Genomic DNA, 16,224 nt, shown 5'->3' with positions numbered 1-16,224 from the left:
GTTCCTCGTCAACAACGGTCACCCGGTGTTCGGCTTCTCCGACGGCGTAACTTCCTGACTACTTTTTCTCTCTGGCCTTCGCCAGCTGCTCACGAATATTCGCCAGATGCCCTTGCCCCTTTTGCATCCGCTCCTGCGCACTAACGACTTTTCTTACCGTCTCCCACTGAACGTCATCCTGCGGTAATTCCAACAGAAAACGGCTCGGCTCCGGGCGTATCAGTTCACCATACTGGCGACGCTCCCGACACATCGTGAAGGTCAGCTCTTTTTGCGCTCGCGTGATACCGACGTAGGCCAATCGCCGCTCTTCATCGACGTTGTCTTCATCAATACTGGTCTGATGCGGCAGCAATCCTTCTTCCATCCCCACCAGATAGACATTGGGGAACTCCAGCCCTTTGGACGCATGCAGCGTCATCAGTTGCACCTGGTCGAGATCTTCTTCGCTTTCGTTGCGCTCCATCATGTCCCGCAACGTGAAGCGCGTGACGACTTGCGTCAGCGTCATCGGCTCGTCCAGATCGCTCCCCTCCAGCATTTCCGTCATCCAGGTAAACAGCTGGTTGACGTTTTTCATGCGCATTTCCGCCGCTTTCTGGCTGGGGGAGGTTTCATACAGCCAACTTTCGTAATCCAGCCCGTGGATGAGATCGCGAACCGCCGCCACAGGCTCCCGCTCCGTTCGACGCGCAATCTCGGCCAGCCACTGCGTGAAACGCTGGAGCGATTCGAGACCGCGGCCGGTCAGGACCTGAGAAAGCCCTACGTCGAAGCTGGCGTTAAACAGGCTGCGGTTGCGCTGATTCGCCCATTCACCCAGTTTCTTCAGCGTGGCCGGTCCGATTTCTCTTTTCGGCGTATTCACGATACGTAGAAACGCGCTGTCGTCGTCAGCATTGGTCAACACGCGCAGGTAGGCCAAGAGATCCTTGATTTCCGGACGAGAAAAGAAAGAGCTGCCACCGGAAATCTTGTAGGGTATGCGGTTTTGCATCAGCACTTTTTCGAACAGCCGCGACTGATGATTGCCGCGATAAAGAATGGCGTAATCACGGTACTGAGTCTTATTGACGAAGTGATGCGCGATCAGCTCGCCCACGACGCGTTCGGCTTCATGATCCTCGTTATTGGCGGTAATAATCTTTAGCTCGTTGCCGTACGCCAGCTCCGAATAGAGTCGTTTCTCGAAGACGTGCGGGTTGTTGGCGATCAGGATATTGGCCGCTTTCAGAATGCGTCCGGACGAACGGTAATTCTGCTCCAGTTTAATCACCTGCAACGCAGGGAAATCGTGCTGCAGCAGCTCCAGGTTCTGCGGACGCGCGCCGCGCCAGGAGTAAATCGACTGGTCGTCATCACCCACCACGGTAAAGCGCGCGCGGCGACCGACCAACTGTTTGACCAGTTCGTACTGGCTGGTGTTGGTGTCCTGATATTCGTCCACCAGCAGATAGCGCAGACGATGCTGCCAGCGCTCGCGAGCCTGTTCATCACGCCGGAACAACAGCGTGGGCAGCAGAATGAGATCGTCAAAGTCCAACACGTTGCAGGCGCGCAGATGTTCGCTGTAAAGCTGGTAACAGTGGGCGAACAAACGATCCCGTTCGGATCTCGCCTGCGCGGCGGCCTGAGCCGGTTCGATCAGATCGTTTTTCCAGTTGGAGATCGTCGAGATCAGCTGTTGCAACAGCTCTTTATCATTTTGCAGCCAGGTTTCCGTCAGTTCCTTTAGCAGCGCCAGCTGATCCTGATCGTCGAACAGGGAAAAATTGGATTTCATATTCAGCGCGGCATATTCGCGCTTGATGATCTCCAGTCCCAGCGTGTGAAAAGTCGCAATCATCAGGCCGCGACTCTCTTTCCGCCCCAGCGTCTGCGCCACACGCTCTTTCATCTCGCGAGCCGCCTTGTTGGTAAAGGTGACCGCCGCGATATTCCGCGCCTGATAGCCGCACTCCCGTATCAGGTGGGCTATCTTTTGCGTGATGACGCGCGTTTTGCCGGAACCGGCGCCGGCCAGGACCAGGCAGGGACCGCTCACGAACTCGACGGCGTGTTGTTGGCTGGGATTTAAACGCATGGATCTGTCTTGCTCTTTGTTCAAACGGAAGGCGATTGTAGCAAAACTCGCGCGGGGAAGAGTGGCAGAACCGATCGCCGACGAGACACGGCGCATTGCTATTGCTATTGGACGCGGGTTACAGTGCCTGCCAGCATCCCCCGATTAAAAAGGTATATACCATGGCAAAAACAGCCTCGGCGCTGCACATTCTGGTTGATACGGAACAGCAGGCCAACGACATCCTGGCCCAGTTAGAACAAGGCGCGGACTTCCAGCAGTTGGCCAAGAAGTTTTCCACCTGTCCGTCAAAACGCAACGGCGGCGACCTGGGCGAATTTCGCCAGGGCGATATGGTGCCGACGTTTGATAAAGCCGTGTTCTCCTGCGAGCTGCTCAAGCCGTGCGGACCGGTCAAAACCCAGTTCGGCTACCACATCATCAAAGTGCTCTATCGCCGTTAATCACGAGAGCCGGGCTGGCGGGTGATCCATCCGCCGCTCTCGCGCTGATTCCGTTGGAGATGGGCACGATCAAAAAGGGCGCAACTTTCGTTGCGCCCTTTGTTATTACCGGGATAACGTCTTAGCGATCTGCAGGATTATCCGGCAACCGCAATGCGTTTCATATCGGTCATGTAGCCACGCAGTTTCTTACCGACGACTTCGATAGGATGGTTGCGGATGGCTTCATTGACGTCACGCAGCTGCGCGTTGTCAACAGCGGTAGCGGCAACGGATTTACCGATATCGCCCGGCTGCAGGCTGCTCATGAATGTCTCTTTCAGCAGCGGCACCGCGGCGTTGGCGAACAGGTAGTTGCCGTATTCAGCGGTGTCGGAAATGACCACGTTCATTTCGTACAGACGCTTACGGGCGATAGTGTTCGCGATCAGCGGCAGTTCGTGCAGAGATTCGTAGTAAGCGGACTCTTCGATGATGCCAGAACTCACCATCGTTTCGAACGCCAGCTCAACCCCGGCTTTCACCATGGCGATCAGCAGCACGCCGTTGTCGAAGTATTCCTGCTCGCTGATCTTGCCTTCGAACTGCGGTGCGTTTTCGAACGCGGTTTTACCGGTCTCTTCACGCCAGGTCAGCAGCTTCACGTCGCCGTTGGCCCAGTCTTCCATCATGCCACGGGAAAACGCGCCGGAGATGATGTCGTCCATGTGTTTCTGGAACAGCGGCGCCATCAGGGTTTTCAGCTGTTCAGACAGCGCATAGGCACGCAGTTTCGCCGGGTTAGACAGGCGATCCATCATCAGGGAGATACCGCCCTGTTTCAGCGCTTCGGTGATGGTTTCCCAACCGTACTGAATCAGTTTTTCCGCATAGGCTGGTTCAACGCCGTCAGCGACCAGTTTGTCGAAGCTCAGCAGAGAACCCGCCTGCAGCATGCCGCACAGGATAGTCTGTTCGCCCATCAGGTCGGATTTAACTTCAGCCACGAAGGAGGATTCCAGAACGCCCGCACGATGACCGCCGGTCGCCGCAGCCCAGGCTTTGGCAATCGCCATACCTTCGCCTTTCGGATCGTTTTCCGGGTGAACCGCGATCAGGGTCGGCACGCCGAAACCCCGTTTGTACTCTTCACGCACTTCCGTACCTGGGCATTTCGGCGCAACCATCACGACGGTAATGTCTTTACGCACTTGCTCGCCCACTTCCACGATGTTGAAACCGTGAGAGTAACCCAACGCAGCGCCCTGTTTCATCAGCGGCTGTACGGCCTGTACCACGGAGGAGTGCTGTTTGTCCGGCGTCAGGTTGACCACCAGATCCGCCTGCGGGATCAGGTCTTCGTAAGTGCCGACGGTAAAGCCGTTTTCGGTCGCTTTGCGCCATGAAGCACGCTTCTCGGCAATCGCTTCTTTACGCAGGGCATAAGCGATATCCAGACCGGAATCGCGCATGTTCAGCCCCTGGTTTAGCCCCTGAGCGCCACATCCCACGATCACGACTTTTTTGCCCTTGAGGTAGTTAGCTTCATCAGCAAATTCGTCGCGGTTCATAAAGCGACATTTACCCAATTGCGCCAGCTTCTGACGCAGGTTCAAGGTATCAAAGTAGTTAGCCATGTGGAGATGCTCCATAATGATGTGTTGGTTGCCGTTGTTTCTTTGGGTTGCCGCCTCGGCGGCCCCGGAATAGACACATCATATGACAGGAATTGCATTGCTTAAATTGATATATTAACAACGCTGCATTGCATAATCTGCAACATAACAAACAAGGCCTGCATTCGATGGATTTACGCGATCTCAAATTATTCCTGCACCTGGTGGACAGTCACCATTTTGGTCACACCGCCAAGGCTATGCATATCAGCCCGTCAACCCTGTCGCGCCAGATACAGCGTATGGAGGAAGACATCGGGCAGGCGCTGTTTCTACGGGACAACCGCACGGTGCGATTGACCGAGGCCGGCGAGCATCTGAAAATTTTCGCCCAGCAAACGCTGTTGCAGTACCAGCAGATGCAGCTGGCGATGTCGCAGCACGGCCAGTCGCTCAGCGGCGAACTACGGGTATTTTGCTCTGTGACGGGTGCCTATAGTCATTTGCCCACGATTCTGGATCGCTTCCGCGCTCGCCACCCGCTGGTGGAAATCAAGCTGACGACGGGCGATGCCGCCGACGCCGTGGACAAGGTGCGCTCGAACGTCGCCGATCTCAGCATCGCCGGCCATCCCGAAACGCTGCCGCCCAGCATGGTTTTCATCCCCATCGGCAACATTCGCATCGCGCTGGTCATCCCCACGATGCCTTGTCCTGTCCAGGTGCAAATGCAGGATCCTGACCCTGACTGGGCTCAGGTTCCCTTCATTTTGCCGCAGTACGGACCGGTCAGAAAACTCACCGAACGCTGGTTCCGCCATCAGAAGATCGCCAATCCGCTCATCTATGCGACCGTCGCCGGACATGAAGCCATGGTATCGATGGTCGCGGTGGGGTGTGGCGTGGCGCTGGTCCCCGACGTCGTGCTGGAAAATAGCCCTGACCCCGTGCGTAAGCGTGTGTTCGTCTTGCAAGAACAAATTCTGGAGCCCATTCCGCTCGGGATCTGTATGCAGAAAAAGCGCCTGAGCGAACCACTGATTGCCGCCTTCTGGGAGACGCTACAGGAGACGCAATAGCGCGATCGATGCCGCCGTTGCGGCGGCAGAGACCGGTCGGACAAGGCGTCGAAAGCGCCTGCCTGCTCGGCCCATTTCGTCCCCTCAATGTCCATCAGATAGCGGAATAACAGATCCAGCCGGGTGAAGCCTTCGGCCTGCATCGTCACCAATTCGCCACGAAACAACGGTGACATGTCCTGACGGGAAGCCACGCCGCCAGCAATTTACGGTTTTACCCGTGCGCCAACGCGCGAAAAGGCACCAGGAGCGTGGCCTCATAGTCGGCTCGATGCGCCTCAAACCACTCTTTGGTGTTGTGTTGAAGCAGCGGCTGCAAAAAGGTGAGTCCCTGTTGCGAAATCCGATGAATCCTGGCGCCATGCCTCATGACCACCGTAAAAGTGAGGGGAAGCAGGCGACGGTCACCCGCTTTCTCCACAAATGATTACGCGCCCGCGGAAGAACCTCCAGCGGGCGCGCGACGGTCTACCGGTACGCGAAACTCAGCGTCGCCTTAGCCTTTCATAAAAAATCGAAAAGCCGGATTTTGGGTTTCTTCGTGACACTCATAACCCAGATCCTTCAAGTGGCGCTCAAACGAGGCATCGCGCTCGGCGAGTTCAAACGCGGCCAACACGCGACCATAGTCCATTCCGTGGCTACGATAATGGAACAGAGAAATATTCCAGTGCGTTCCCAGCGTAATGAGGAATTTCAGCAATGCACCCGGTGATTCAGGGAACTCAAAACTATAGAGTTTTTCCTGTAGCGGCTTGGACGGCCGCCCGCCCACCATGTAACGCACGTGCAGTTTCGCCATTTCATCATCAGACAGATCGACCACCTGATAGCCGCCCGCCTGTAGATCGGACAGGATTTCCTGCCGTTCTTCATGACCGCGCGTGAGGCGGACGCCCATGAAGATGCAAGCTTCGTCATCGCTGGAGTAGCGATAGTTGAATTCGGTGATGGCTCGACCGCCCAGCAGCTGACATAGCGTCAGGAAGCTGCCTTTCTGCTCGGGGATGGTAACCGCCATCAGCGCTTCCCGCTGTTCGCCCAGCTCGCAGCGTTCAGACACGTAGCGTAGCCCGTGGAAGTTGACGTTGGCGCCGGACAGCACGTGCGCCAGACGCTCGCCCTGAATGTTGTGCTGCTGAATATATTTCTTCATCCCGGCCAGCGCCAACGCGCCCGATGGCTCAGCAACCGCACGCACGTCTTCAAACAGGTCTTTGACCGCAGCGCAGATCGAGTCGCTATCGACCGTGATGACGTCATCCAGATACTCCCGGCACAGACGGAAAGTCTCGTTGCCGATACGTTTGACCGCCACGCCTTCGGCAAACAGACCGACGCGAGCTAAATCCACCGGCTCGCCCGCATCCAGCGCGGCGCGCAAGCAGGCAGAGTCTTCGGCTTCAACGCCGATGACTTGGATTTGCGGCATCAGCTGTTTAATCAATACTGCCACGCCCGCCGCCAGGCCGCCGCCGCCAACCGGGACGAATACTCGGTCAAGATGCGCATCCTGCTGCAAAAGTTCCATTGCCAGCGTGCCCTGCCCGGCAATCACGGCCGGGTGGTCGAACGGCGGAACGAAGGTCATTTTATCCCGTTCAGACAGTTCGATGGCCTTGGCTTTGGCCTCATCAAAGTTAGCGCCATGTAACAACACTTCACCGCCGAAGCCACGTACGGCATCGACTTTGATATCCGCCGTGGCGACCGGCATGACGATTAGGGCTTTAATGCCCAGACGATTGGCGGAGAGCGCCACGCCCTGAGCATGGTTGCCGGCCGAAGCCGTCACCACGCCATGGGATTTCTGTTCATCGCTCAGCCCGGCCATCATGGCGTAGGCGCCACGCAGTTTGAAACTGTGAACAGCCTGGCGATCTTCCCGCTTCACCAGAATGTCATTGCCCAAACGGGCGGATAGCTTGTCCATCCGCTCCAGCGGCGTGACCTGCGCGACTTCATACACCGGCGAGCGGAGAACCGCCCGCAGATATTCCGCGCCGCAAGGGGCGTCGGAAAGGGGTTGTGAAACTGCCATCAGCTTTAGCCTCCCAGCTTGCTTTTATCCCGGACGGCACCTTTGTCAGCGCTGGTCGCCAGACTGGCGTAGGCACGTAATGCAAATGAGACCTGACGGTCGCGGTTTTTCGGCGTCCAGGCTGCGTCTCCACGCGCCAGCTGCGCTTCCCGGCGCTGGGCCAGCTCGCTCTCGGGGACATCCAAAACAATCCCTCGGTTTGGAATATCGATGGCGATGGTGTCGCCGTCTTCCACCAACCCAATCAGGCCGCCGTTGGCCGCTTCCGGTGAAGCATGACCGATGGACAGACCGGATGTTCCGCCCGAAAAACGGCCATCGGTAATCAGCGCGCAAGCCTTGCCCAGCCCCATCGACTTCAGGAAGCTGGTCGGATACAGCATTTCCTGCATCCCCGGACCGCCTTTCGGCCCTTCGTAACGGATGACCACGACGTCGCCAGCTTCTACCTTGCCGCCCAAAATGGCTTCTACCGCATCATCCTGGCTCTCATAGACCTTGGCCGGACCGGTGAACACCAGACTGTTTTTATCCACGCCTGCCGTTTTGACGATACAGCCATCTTCCGCCAGATTGCCATACAGTACGGCCAGACCACCGTCCTGACTGTAGGCGAATTCCCTGGTGCGGATACACCCTTCCTTTCGGTCGGTGTCCAGCGAATCCCAACGACAGTCCTGCGAAAAAGCCTGCGTGGTACGAATACCCGCCGGACCCGCCGCATACATTTTCTTCACGCTTTCATCTTCGGTCTGCATAACATCATAGGCCGCCAATGTTTCCGGCAACGACATGCCCAGAATATTGGTCACATCACGGTGCAACAGACCCGCGCGATCCAGCTCGCCTAAAATTCCCAGCACGCCGCCCGCGCGGTGAACATCTTCCATATGATATTTCTGCGTGCTCGGCGCGACTTTGCACAAGTGCGGAACTCGGCGCGACAGGCGATCGATATCCTCCATGGTGAAGTCGACCTCGCCTTCCTGCGCGGAAGCCAACAGATGGAGCACCGTGTTGGTGGAGCCGCCCATCGCGATGTCCAGCGTCATCGCATTTTCGAAAGCCTGTTTGTTGGCGATGTTACGCGGCAACGCGCTCTCATCATCCTGCTCGTAGTAACGTTTGGTCAGCTCGACGATGCGCTTACCGGCGTTGAGGAACAGCTGTTTACGGTCGGCATGCGTCGCCAACAGAGAACCGTTACCCGGCTGCGACAGGCCCAGCGCCTCGGTCAGACAGTTCATTGAGTTGGCGGTAAACATACCCGAGCAGGAGCCGCAGGTCGGACAGGCCGAACGCTCGATCTGCAGGCTGTCTTCATCGCTGACTTTAGGATTGGCGCCCTGAATCATGGCGTCGACCAGATCCAACTTGATTAACTGGTCGGACAGCTTGGTTTTACCGGCTTCCATCGGGCCGCCGGAAACGAAAATCACCGGAATGTTGAGGCGCAATGCCGCCATCATCATTCCCGGAGTGATCTTGTCACAGTTGGAAATGCAGACCATGGCGTCAGCGCAGTGTGCGTTCACCATGTACTCCACGGAATCCGCAATCAGTTCGCGGGAAGGCAGGGAGTAGAGCATACCGCCGTGGCCCATCGCAATGCCGTCATCGACCGCAATGGTATTGAACTCTTTGGCTACGCCGCCTGATGCTTCGATTTGTTCCGCGACCAGCTTGCCCAGATCGCGTAGATGGACGTGGCCGGGAACGAATTGCGTGAACGAGTTAACAACGGCAATGATAGGCTTGCCAAAATCGGCGTCGGTCATCCCTGTGGCGCGCCACAAGGCTCGCGCTCCAGCCATATTACGACCATGCGTGGTGGTGGCTGAACGGTACTTAGGCATACTCTGATTACTCCAGTTCAAAACAGATGACCGGCAGCAAAGCTGCGCTGCCGGTAAGAAAAGAAAGTCGGTGATGTGATTAACGGTTAACTGGATCCAGCCAGCCCCATTTATCTTCTGTTTCACCCGTGAACAGCCCGAAGAACGCCTGCTGAAGCTGCTTGGTGACAGGACCACATTTTCCGATGCCTACCTGAATACCGTCGACGCTGCGTACCGGCGTGATTTCCGCCGCAGTGCCGGACATGAAGACTTCGTCAGCCAGATAGAGTGACTCGCGAGACAACACCTGTTCGCGGACTTCGAATCCTTTTTGTTTCGCCAACGTGATAATGGCGTCGCGGGTGATCCCCGGCAGCGCGGAAGAGGTGAACGGCGGTGTGAAGATGATGCCGTTTTTCACTTCGAACAAGTTTTCGCCAGCACCTTCGGAGACGTAGCCATGAACATCCAGCGCGATCCCTTCCTGATAGCCATGACGACGTGCTTCGCTCCCCACCAACAGCGAGGACAGATAGTTACCGCCTGCTTTGGCCGCGGTCGGGATCGTGTTGGCCGCCGCGCGGTTCCATGAAGACACCATCGCATCAATGCCCTGATCCAGCGCTTCTTCGCCCAGATAAGCTCCCCACGGGAAGGCCGCAATGATGACATCTGTTTTATAACCATCCGGCGGGTTCACGCCCATGCCGACATCGCCGACGAACACCAACGGACGGATATAAGCGCTGGATAAGTTGTTTTTACGCAGCGTTTCTCGGCACGCTTCCATCAGTTCGTCGACGCTCTGAGATAGCGGCATACGGTAGATCTTGGCGGAGTCATGCAGACGCTGCATATGCTCGCGGTGGCGGAACACGACCGGCCCACGGTGAGAGTCATAACAACGGACGCCTTCGAAGACGGAAGTCCCGTAGTGCAAGGCGTGAGACATTACGTGAACCTTCGCGTCTGCCCAGGGAACCATTTCGCCGTTGAACCAGATATAGTCAGCTTTCTTTGTCATTATTAATTTCCTTCTCAGTGCCTCAGGCACGTATCTATTATGCTTTCAGTGACTGGATCTCGACGCGCGAGATGTCCAGTAGTTTGTTTAATTGAGTTGACAGTAAATCGACCGGCCGCTGGCTCGCAACGGTCAGCTCGATGTTTATCTGGCCGCCGTCATGCTGCGACGACATGTTCATGGCGGAGACTTGAAACCCGCGATGGCGAGTGACGCGCAACACACGCTCCAGCGTTTCTGGGCGAAAACGGGCCTGAATTAAAATCTGATGGCGTTTCATTCGTTCTCCTCCAACATAGATTCATTGCCGGCACCGGGCGGCACCAGCGGCCAGACGTTTTCATACGAATCGATGGATACATGCAATAGGTACGGCCCGTCGCTACTCAGCAGTGCGTTCAAGGCGGAATCAATCTGGTCTTTACGGGTAATGCTTTGGCCGGGGATACCGAATGCGCTGGCTAGCGTCAGGAAGTCAGGGTTATCGGAGAGCGTCGTTTCGCTGTAGCGTTCTTCGAAGAATAATTCCTGCCACTGCCTGACCATGCCTAATCGTTGGTTGTCCAACAGCACGATTTTCGTGGGCAGGTGCTTTCGTTTGATCGTGCCCAGCTCCTGGATGTTCATCATGAAGGAACCGTCACCGGAGATACAGATAACCGTATCATCCGGCCGGGCGACCTGAGCGCCAACTGCGGCGGGCACCCCAAAACCCATCGTGCCGAGACCGCTAGACGTAATGAAGTTTTCCGGACGACTAACCCGCATATGTTGGGCAGCCCACATCTGATGTTGTCCTACGTCGGTAGTAATGACGGTGTTAGCCGGCATCCGTTCAGACAATGTTTTCAGCAGGGCCGGCGCATAAATGGCTTCGCCCGGATGATCGTAGCGTGACGGATATTCGGCTTTCATCAACATCGCCTGCTGACGCCAGGCATCAATGTGCAGCGACTGTTTCAATGCGGCCAACAGTTGGTTTAAATCCCCTTGCAACGCCACATGAGCCTGACGCAGCTTGTTCAGTTCTGCCGGGTCGATATCCATGTGGATCACACTAGCATTAGGGGCAAACGTATTCAGTTTACCGGTCACGCGATCGTCAAAGCGCGCACCCACAGCAATGAGCAGATCACATTGCTGCACCATGAGGTTCGCCGCTTTTGTCCCGTGCATGCCAATCATGCCGAGGTAGTAGGGGTAATCCGTCTCTACGGCGCCAAGCCCTTTCAAGGTCACGACACAGGGGATCTGCGTCGTATCCAGAAACTCGCGCAAAGCGGGAACCGCACGCGCCATTCCCACGCCCCCGCCGATATACAGCATGGGCTGTTTGGCATGAGCCAGCAACGTATTGGCATCGGCCAGCGACTGCGTCGGCAGGCTGTCGGTCTTTACCGGAGGGAGAATGTAAGGGGTAAATTCGCCGCCTTCGGCCAGCTGTATATCTTTGGGGATATCGACCAGTACCGGTCCAGGACGTCCACTCTGGGCGATAGCAAAGGCTTCCGCCATGATTTCCGGTAAGGATTCGAGGGAGTCGACAAGAAAACTGTGTTTAGTGCACGCCAGCGAGAGGCCAAGAACATCGATTTCCTGGAAGGCGTCGGTCCCAATCAGTGAAGAGCCGACCTGACCGGTGATCGCCACAATCGGTACAGAATCTAACAGCGCATCAGCCAGGCCAGTGATCAGATTGGTTGCTCCTGGTCCGGAAGTGGCGATGCATACGCCGACTTTACCTGTCGCTCGAGCATAGCCGATAGCGGCCATCGCCGCGCCTTGTTCATGGCGACATAGCAGGTGATCGACGCCCCCATCATACAATGCATCATAAACCGGCATGATTGCGCCACCAGGATAGCCAAATACACTATCCACTCCCTGCGCTCGCAACGCTTGTACCACCCACTTAGCCCCATTCATAGTTATTTCCCCAAATTCTTTTGGGTATGACAGGATTTTATGCTATTGACCATTCTCTGCTCCCTTGTTACAAATTTCGATCCCATAAAAAAACCCCCGACCATTTGGTGCGGGGGTTTTTCTTGAATTCGGCCTTGATTTTTAAGCCATTCTTCGTCCAAGTGCTGCCCCGCACGGTAGGTTGATAATCACCACCACGCTAATGACGACTAGGCTAATCACGAGGGCAAACGCTTTCATTTTCGGTTTATTCATTAATCAGTGTCGAACGAATGACTACAGAGTTACCATAGTCAGGTGAGGACTGACAACATTTTTTTTCCGTTATTATTTGATGACTTCCGTCTTAAGAAAAATAAAATTCTTATTATTCAGTTATTAAATTTAATAAATGACTTCAATAGCCGATTCCAATTTTCGCTTGCCGCGAGCGGAATATCGTAGGGTGGAATTCTCCATACCTGAATGAGCGCGGCCGAATTATTTCCTCGCACCGCTTCGCAAAATCGCTCTGACGTTCTTTTACCACAAAAAACGGCGGTCATAATTCCCTGCAAAGGGAGGAAACACGATGACACTCGCCATAGCCTTTACACGGGCAACGATTGGAATGCAGGCTCCGGAGGTCTCGATCGAGGTACACATCAGCAATGGCCTGCCTGCACTCACGCTGGTCGGCCTGCCGGAAACCACGGTGAAGGAAGCCCGCGATCGGGTGCGGAGCGCCCTTCTTAACTGCGGTTTCACCTTTCCCGCCAAACGTATTACCGTCAATTTGGCTCCTGCTGATCTTCCTAAAGAAGGCGGGCGTTACGATCTGCCTATCGCTTTAGCGATTTTAGCGGCGTCTGAACAGGTTCCTGGTAATAAACTGCGTGAGTATGAATTCCTGGGGGAATTGGGCCTATCAGGCGCGCTGCGTGGCGTTAACGGCGCTATCTCGGCAGCGTTGGAAGCTCAGAAAGTGGGTAGGCAGTTGATCGTCCCCGAAGATAATCAACGGGAGATGGCGCTGATTCCTGAGGGTGAAGCGGTGCTGGCGAATCATTTGCTGCAGGTATGCGCTTTTTTACATGGCAAGGTAACACTGTCGAGCAATCGTCTGTTGCCACCTGAGCAGCATCATGTGGAATCCGAGCTAGATTTGCAGGATATCGTCGGCCAAGAGCAAGCCAAACGTGCGCTGGAAATTGCCGCCGCGGGGGGTCACAATCTGTTGTTTCTCGGACCTCCAGGTACGGGGAAAACCATGCTTGCGAGTCGGTTGGCAGGATTGATTCCGCCGCTGAATGATTCAGAGGCATTGGAAAGCGCGGCGATAAATGGTCTGGTGAGCTGCTATAACGGGCCGGATAAGTGGCGTAGCAGGCCGTTTCGGGCGCCTCATCACACATCGTCAATCGCAGCTCTGGTTGGCGGCGGCTCTCTACCTAAGCCTGGAGAAATATCCCTCGCCCATAATGGCATTCTCTTTCTGGATGAACTGCCGGAATTTGAGCGGCGCGTTCTCGATTCGCTTCGCGAACCGCTTGAGTCGGGCGAAATCGTTATCTCCCGCGCCCGTGCCAAGGTCTGCTATCCGGCACGATTTCAACTGGTCGCGGCGATGAACCCAAGCCCATCCGGGCACTATCAGGGCATCCACAACCGCATGCCGGCGCAGCAAATTCTACGCTATCTCACTCGGCTCTCGGGACCATTTCTAGATAGGTTTGATATCTCTATCGAAGTGCCGCTGTTGCCGCCGGGAATTCTGCGCAAACAGCGTAGTCAGGGGGAAAATAGCGCCACAGTGCGTGCGCGCGTGTCGGTTGCACGGCAACGGCAATTAGATCGCTCGGATAAGATCAACGCCTATTTAAGGCCCAGGGAAATAGAAATTCACTGTCATCTGACATCTAAAGACGCGCAATATCTCGAAGAGGTTATGAGTAAGCTCGGGCTTTCAGTACGCGCGTGGCATCGGATTCTAAGAGTTGCCCGCACCATTGCAGACTTGTCGGAGGAAGTCAGTATCAACCGAAACCATTTAGCGGAGGCGCTGAGCTACCGCTGTATGGATCGATTATTAATTCAACTGCATAAAAATTTGGCTTAAAGAGAAATAACCTTCAGCCAAAAGATAAAATGGGGACCTCGTCCCCATTTTATCAATCTTCACTTTCTGTGAATTCTTCAACTGTGTCCATCTGAGGTTTTCCACCCGATAAAGTGTGAAAACGTTTAGGACGGCGAACACGTGTCGTATATTTTATCCAGATTTTTTCCAATTCTGTTTCAGGTTTACGTTCACCGTGACAAACGGCTAAAAACTGAATTTCTTCATCCGTGCTCGGCTGACGTTTACCGATATCAAGCTCATGCATTGCATGGCCATGACGCTCCAGCAGTTGGGCTTCTTTAATCGTGAAGTCGCCGTGTCGAGAAAAACCACGCGGATAGAATTTGTTGTCAAAAAAACGACTGGTTGTTGAGAAGCTTTCTGCCATTTTACACGCTCCTAATGCTTTATGGTCGTGCCCTTTATGGCGCGGAGTATTAGATAGGCTTGACTTCCTGTAAAACAAAACATTTAAATCATCACGATAAATTTTTTTTGGAGAGCGCATGGACACCGACTTATTGAAAACCTTCCTGGAAGTGAGTAGAACCAGGCACTTTGGTCGTGCTGCGGAATCGCTCTATCTAACACAGTCGGCAGTTAGCTTCCGTATCCGTCAACTCGAGAACCAACTTGGCGCTAATCTGTTTACTCGACATCGTAATAATATTCGCCTGACGCCAGCAGGTGAGAGGCTGTTTCCCTATGCCGAGAATCTCATCAATACCTGGTCTATCGCGAAGAAAGAGGTTGCTCGTTCACAGCAACATAGCCTTCTTTCCATCGGCGCTACGGCTTCTCTCTGGGAGGCTTACTTGACGTCATGGCTCAATGAACTCTATTTGCAACGACCATTGCTCCAATTGGAAGCGAGAATCGCGCTACGCCAATCTCTGGTGCAGCAGTTGCTTGAGAGGCAGTTAGATCTCCTTATCACGACTGAACCTCCGAAAATGGAAGAACTTGCCAGCCAACTGCTCGGAAATTTCTCGTTGTCGCTTTTTACGCTTAAGGGGCAACAATCAAAAGAACATCTTCCCTATATCAGGCTCGAATGGGGAGTCGATTTTCGTCAACAGGAGAACCGATTATTCCCGAACGACCATATGCCGGTGATGACAACCACATCCGCCCAGCTAACGCGTCAGTTGATATCTACATTGGGGGGATGTGCATTCTTACCTAACCATTGGCAACAGCAATATGGAGAACTTCAAGTCGTCGATACCGCTCCTGTAGTTAACCGTTCTTTTTATGCCGTATGGCTGCAAAATAGCGATCACCAGGCGTTGATACTGCAGTTGCTGAAAGTCCCAATCTCATCGTTAGATACCATCACGACTCAGTGATGTAGAAGACAAAATGCAGTAAGGAAATACGTCTTTTGTGGTGTCCCGGTTACTCGGGGTTGAAAGGTAGAGCTCTATTGAAAACAAAAAGGAGAGTGCGCCGGATGTGTGATTCATCCATCGAATAGGATTTAAAAAAGGATAAAAAAAACCCTTCACAGAATGTGAAGGGTTATTTCCTGGCAGGGGCGGAGAGACTCGAACTCCCAACACCCGGTTTTGGAGACCGGTGCTCTACCAATTGAACTACGCCCCTAAATAGGGTGGCGGAACGGACGGGACTCGAACCCGCGACCCCCTGCGTGACAGGCAGGTATTCTAACCAACTGAACTACCGCTCCACCGATTCTGTATCGTTACCGGATAATCGTCTTCCAGTAACCGGTGCTGTGCACCTTAAATTAATGCCTGGCAGTTCCCTACTCTCACATGGGGAGACCCCACACTACCATCGGCGCTACGGCGTTTCACTGCTGAGTTCGGCATGGGGTCAGGTGGGACCACCGCGCTATCGCCGCCAGGCAAATTCTGTTTCATTCCAGCCGTTACACTCTCTTCCCGTGCAACCACCAGAACCAATCTTTGAACAAGCTGAATCTCGTCTCTCTAAAAACACCTTCGGTGTTGTAAGGTTAAGCCTCTCGGGTCATTAGTACTGGTTAGCTCAACGTATCGCTACGCTTACACATCCAGCCTATCTACGTCGTCGTCTTCAACGGCCCTTCAGGGGACTTAAAGTCCCAGG

General features: G+C 54.7%; 14 protein-coding genes, 2 tRNA genes and 2 rRNA genes. 4 read left to right on the top strand and 14 right to left on the bottom strand.

All coding sequences use genetic code 11. The annotated features are described in order from the left end of the window. Positions 1-58: 58 nt before the first annotated feature. Positions 59-2,083 (bottom strand): DNA helicase Rep, encoded by a 2,025-nt coding sequence (rep, locus tag BLU64_RS15980; protein WP_026743731.1) that lies wholly within the window; start codon positions 2,081-2,083, stop codon positions 59-61. Between the two features lie 161 nt (positions 2,084-2,244). On the opposite strand from rep, the gene ppiC reads away from it, so the two are divergent. Next, positions 2,245-2,526, top strand: coding sequence for a peptidylprolyl isomerase PpiC (gene ppiC / locus BLU64_RS15975; protein WP_026739275.1), 282 nt, complete (start codon positions 2,245-2,247; stop codon positions 2,524-2,526). A gap of 137 nt (positions 2,527-2,663) precedes the next feature. Here the strand turns inward: ppiC and ilvC are convergent, their stop codons facing one another. After that, complete coding sequence (ilvC, locus tag BLU64_RS15970) at positions 2,664-4,142, bottom strand: ketol-acid reductoisomerase (protein WP_074729374.1); 1,479 nt, start codon at positions 4,140-4,142, stop codon at positions 2,664-2,666. Between the two features lie 167 nt (positions 4,143-4,309). On the opposite strand from ilvC, the gene ilvY reads away from it, so the two are divergent. Continuing rightward, positions 4,310-5,200, top strand: coding sequence for an HTH-type transcriptional activator IlvY (gene ilvY, locus BLU64_RS15965; RefSeq protein ID WP_026743733.1), 891 nt, complete (start codon positions 4,310-4,312; stop codon positions 5,198-5,200). A gap of 214 nt (positions 5,201-5,414) precedes the next feature. On the opposite strand, the gene BLU64_RS15960 is transcribed toward ilvY, so the two are convergent. The 7 genes from BLU64_RS15960 to ilvL form a co-directional block, all read right to left on the bottom strand. Further along, complete coding sequence (locus BLU64_RS15960; RefSeq protein WP_074729372.1) at positions 5,415-5,621, bottom strand: DUF2461 family protein; 207 nt, start codon at positions 5,619-5,621, stop codon at positions 5,415-5,417. A gap of 75 nt (positions 5,622-5,696) precedes the next feature. Beyond that, a complete protein-coding gene (gene ilvA, locus BLU64_RS15955; protein WP_026743734.1) occupies positions 5,697-7,241 on the bottom strand; it encodes a threonine ammonia-lyase, biosynthetic in 1,545 nt (514 codons plus the stop codon). Between the two features lie 5 nt (positions 7,242-7,246). Continuing rightward, complete coding sequence (gene ilvD, locus BLU64_RS15950; RefSeq protein ID WP_074729370.1) at positions 7,247-9,097, bottom strand: dihydroxy-acid dehydratase; 1,851 nt, start codon at positions 9,095-9,097, stop codon at positions 7,247-7,249. Positions 9,098-9,176: 79 nt separating this feature from the next. Beyond that, positions 9,177-10,103: a branched-chain-amino-acid transaminase gene (gene ilvE / locus BLU64_RS15945; protein WP_026743736.1), complete on the bottom strand. Its 927-nt coding sequence runs from the start codon at positions 10,101-10,103 to the stop codon at positions 9,177-9,179. A gap of 37 nt (positions 10,104-10,140) precedes the next feature. Further along, positions 10,141-10,383: an acetolactate synthase 2 small subunit gene (gene ilvM / locus BLU64_RS15940; RefSeq protein WP_026743737.1), complete on the bottom strand. Its 243-nt coding sequence runs from the start codon at positions 10,381-10,383 to the stop codon at positions 10,141-10,143. Beyond that, positions 10,380-12,029 carry an acetolactate synthase 2 catalytic subunit gene (ilvG, locus tag BLU64_RS15935; protein ID WP_026743738.1) on the bottom strand — a complete coding sequence of 550 codons (1,650 nt, stop codon included), beginning with the start codon at positions 12,027-12,029 and terminating at the stop codon, positions 10,380-10,382. Before ilvG ends, ilvM begins: the two co-directional genes overlap by 4 nt. Before the next feature lie 141 nt (positions 12,030-12,170). Further along, entirely contained in the window at positions 12,171-12,269 is a 99-nt protein-coding gene (ilvL, locus tag BLU64_RS15930) for an ilv operon leader peptide (RefSeq protein ID WP_071999801.1), read from the bottom strand. A gap of 331 nt (positions 12,270-12,600) precedes the next feature. Here ilvL and BLU64_RS15925 point away from each other — a divergent pair, with 331 nt between their 5' ends. Continuing rightward, entirely contained in the window at positions 12,601-14,127 is a 1,527-nt protein-coding gene (locus BLU64_RS15925; RefSeq protein ID WP_074729368.1) for a YifB family Mg chelatase-like AAA ATPase, read from the top strand. Between the two features lie 52 nt (positions 14,128-14,179). Here the strand turns inward: BLU64_RS15925 and BLU64_RS15920 are convergent, their stop codons facing one another. After that, positions 14,180-14,518, bottom strand: a complete 339-nt coding sequence (locus BLU64_RS15920) for a MaoP family protein (RefSeq protein WP_026743740.1) — start codon at positions 14,516-14,518, stop codon at positions 14,180-14,182. A 118-nt stretch (positions 14,519-14,636) separates the two neighbouring features. Here BLU64_RS15920 and hdfR point away from each other — a divergent pair, with 118 nt between their 5' ends. Further along, a complete protein-coding gene (gene hdfR, locus BLU64_RS15915; protein ID WP_026743741.1) occupies positions 14,637-15,479 on the top strand; it encodes an HTH-type transcriptional regulator HdfR in 843 nt (280 codons plus the stop codon). Between the two features lie 180 nt (positions 15,480-15,659). Here hdfR and BLU64_RS15910 read toward each other — a convergent pair. From BLU64_RS15910 to BLU64_RS15895, 4 genes are all read right to left on the bottom strand, one after another. Beyond that, positions 15,660-15,735 (bottom strand) — tRNA-Trp (locus BLU64_RS15910). Between the two features lie 8 nt (positions 15,736-15,743). Then, a tRNA-Asp gene (locus BLU64_RS15905) sits at positions 15,744-15,820 on the bottom strand. 65 nt (positions 15,821-15,885) lie between these two features. Further along, positions 15,886-16,001, bottom strand: a 5S ribosomal RNA gene (rrf, locus tag BLU64_RS15900). A 106-nt stretch (positions 16,002-16,107) separates the two neighbouring features. Continuing rightward, positions 16,108-16,224: ribosomal RNA gene (locus tag BLU64_RS15895) — 23S ribosomal RNA — on the bottom strand; the annotation flags it as partial.

Origin of the sequence: Lonsdalea quercina (genome assembly GCF_900107885.1) — a bacterium.
Classification (GTDB): Bacteria; Pseudomonadota; Gammaproteobacteria; order Enterobacterales; family Enterobacteriaceae; genus Lonsdalea; species Lonsdalea quercina.
This window is presented reverse-complemented; position numbering and strand designations above follow the sequence as displayed.

Bases quoted from the DNA above. Each gene is read 5' to 3' on its own strand.
- ilvM (WP_026743737.1), bottom strand. From the start codon at position 10,383: ATGAAACGCCATCAGATTTTAATTCAGGCCCGTTTTCGCCCAGAAACG.
- ilvD (WP_074729370.1), bottom strand. From the start codon at position 9,097: ATGCCTAAGTACCGTTCAGCCACCACCACGCATGGTCGTAATATGGCT.
- BLU64_RS15920 (WP_026743740.1), bottom strand. From the start codon at position 14,518: ATGGCAGAAAGCTTCTCAACAACCAGTCGTTTTTTTGACAACAAATTC.
- ilvG (WP_026743738.1), bottom strand. From the start codon at position 12,029: ATGAATGGGGCTAAGTGGGTGGTACAAGCGTTGCGAGCGCAGGGAGTG.
- ilvC (WP_074729374.1), bottom strand. From the start codon at position 4,142: ATGGCTAACTACTTTGATACCTTGAACCTGCGTCAGAAGCTGGCGCAA.
- rep (WP_026743731.1), bottom strand. From the start codon at position 2,083: ATGCGTTTAAATCCCAGCCAACAACACGCCGTCGAGTTCGTGAGCGGT.
- ilvY (WP_026743733.1), top strand. From the start codon at position 4,310: ATGGATTTACGCGATCTCAAATTATTCCTGCACCTGGTGGACAGTCAC.
- ilvA (WP_026743734.1), bottom strand. From the start codon at position 7,241: ATGGCAGTTTCACAACCCCTTTCCGACGCCCCTTGCGGCGCGGAATAT.
- ppiC (WP_026739275.1), top strand. From the start codon at position 2,245: ATGGCAAAAACAGCCTCGGCGCTGCACATTCTGGTTGATACGGAACAG.
- hdfR (WP_026743741.1), top strand. From the start codon at position 14,637: ATGGACACCGACTTATTGAAAACCTTCCTGGAAGTGAGTAGAACCAGG.
- ilvE (WP_026743736.1), bottom strand. From the start codon at position 10,103: ATGACAAAGAAAGCTGACTATATCTGGTTCAACGGCGAAATGGTTCCC.
- ilvL (WP_071999801.1), bottom strand. From the start codon at position 12,269: ATGAAAGCGTTTGCCCTCGTGATTAGCCTAGTCGTCATTAGCGTGGTG.
- BLU64_RS15925 (WP_074729368.1), top strand. From the start codon at position 12,601: ATGACACTCGCCATAGCCTTTACACGGGCAACGATTGGAATGCAGGCT.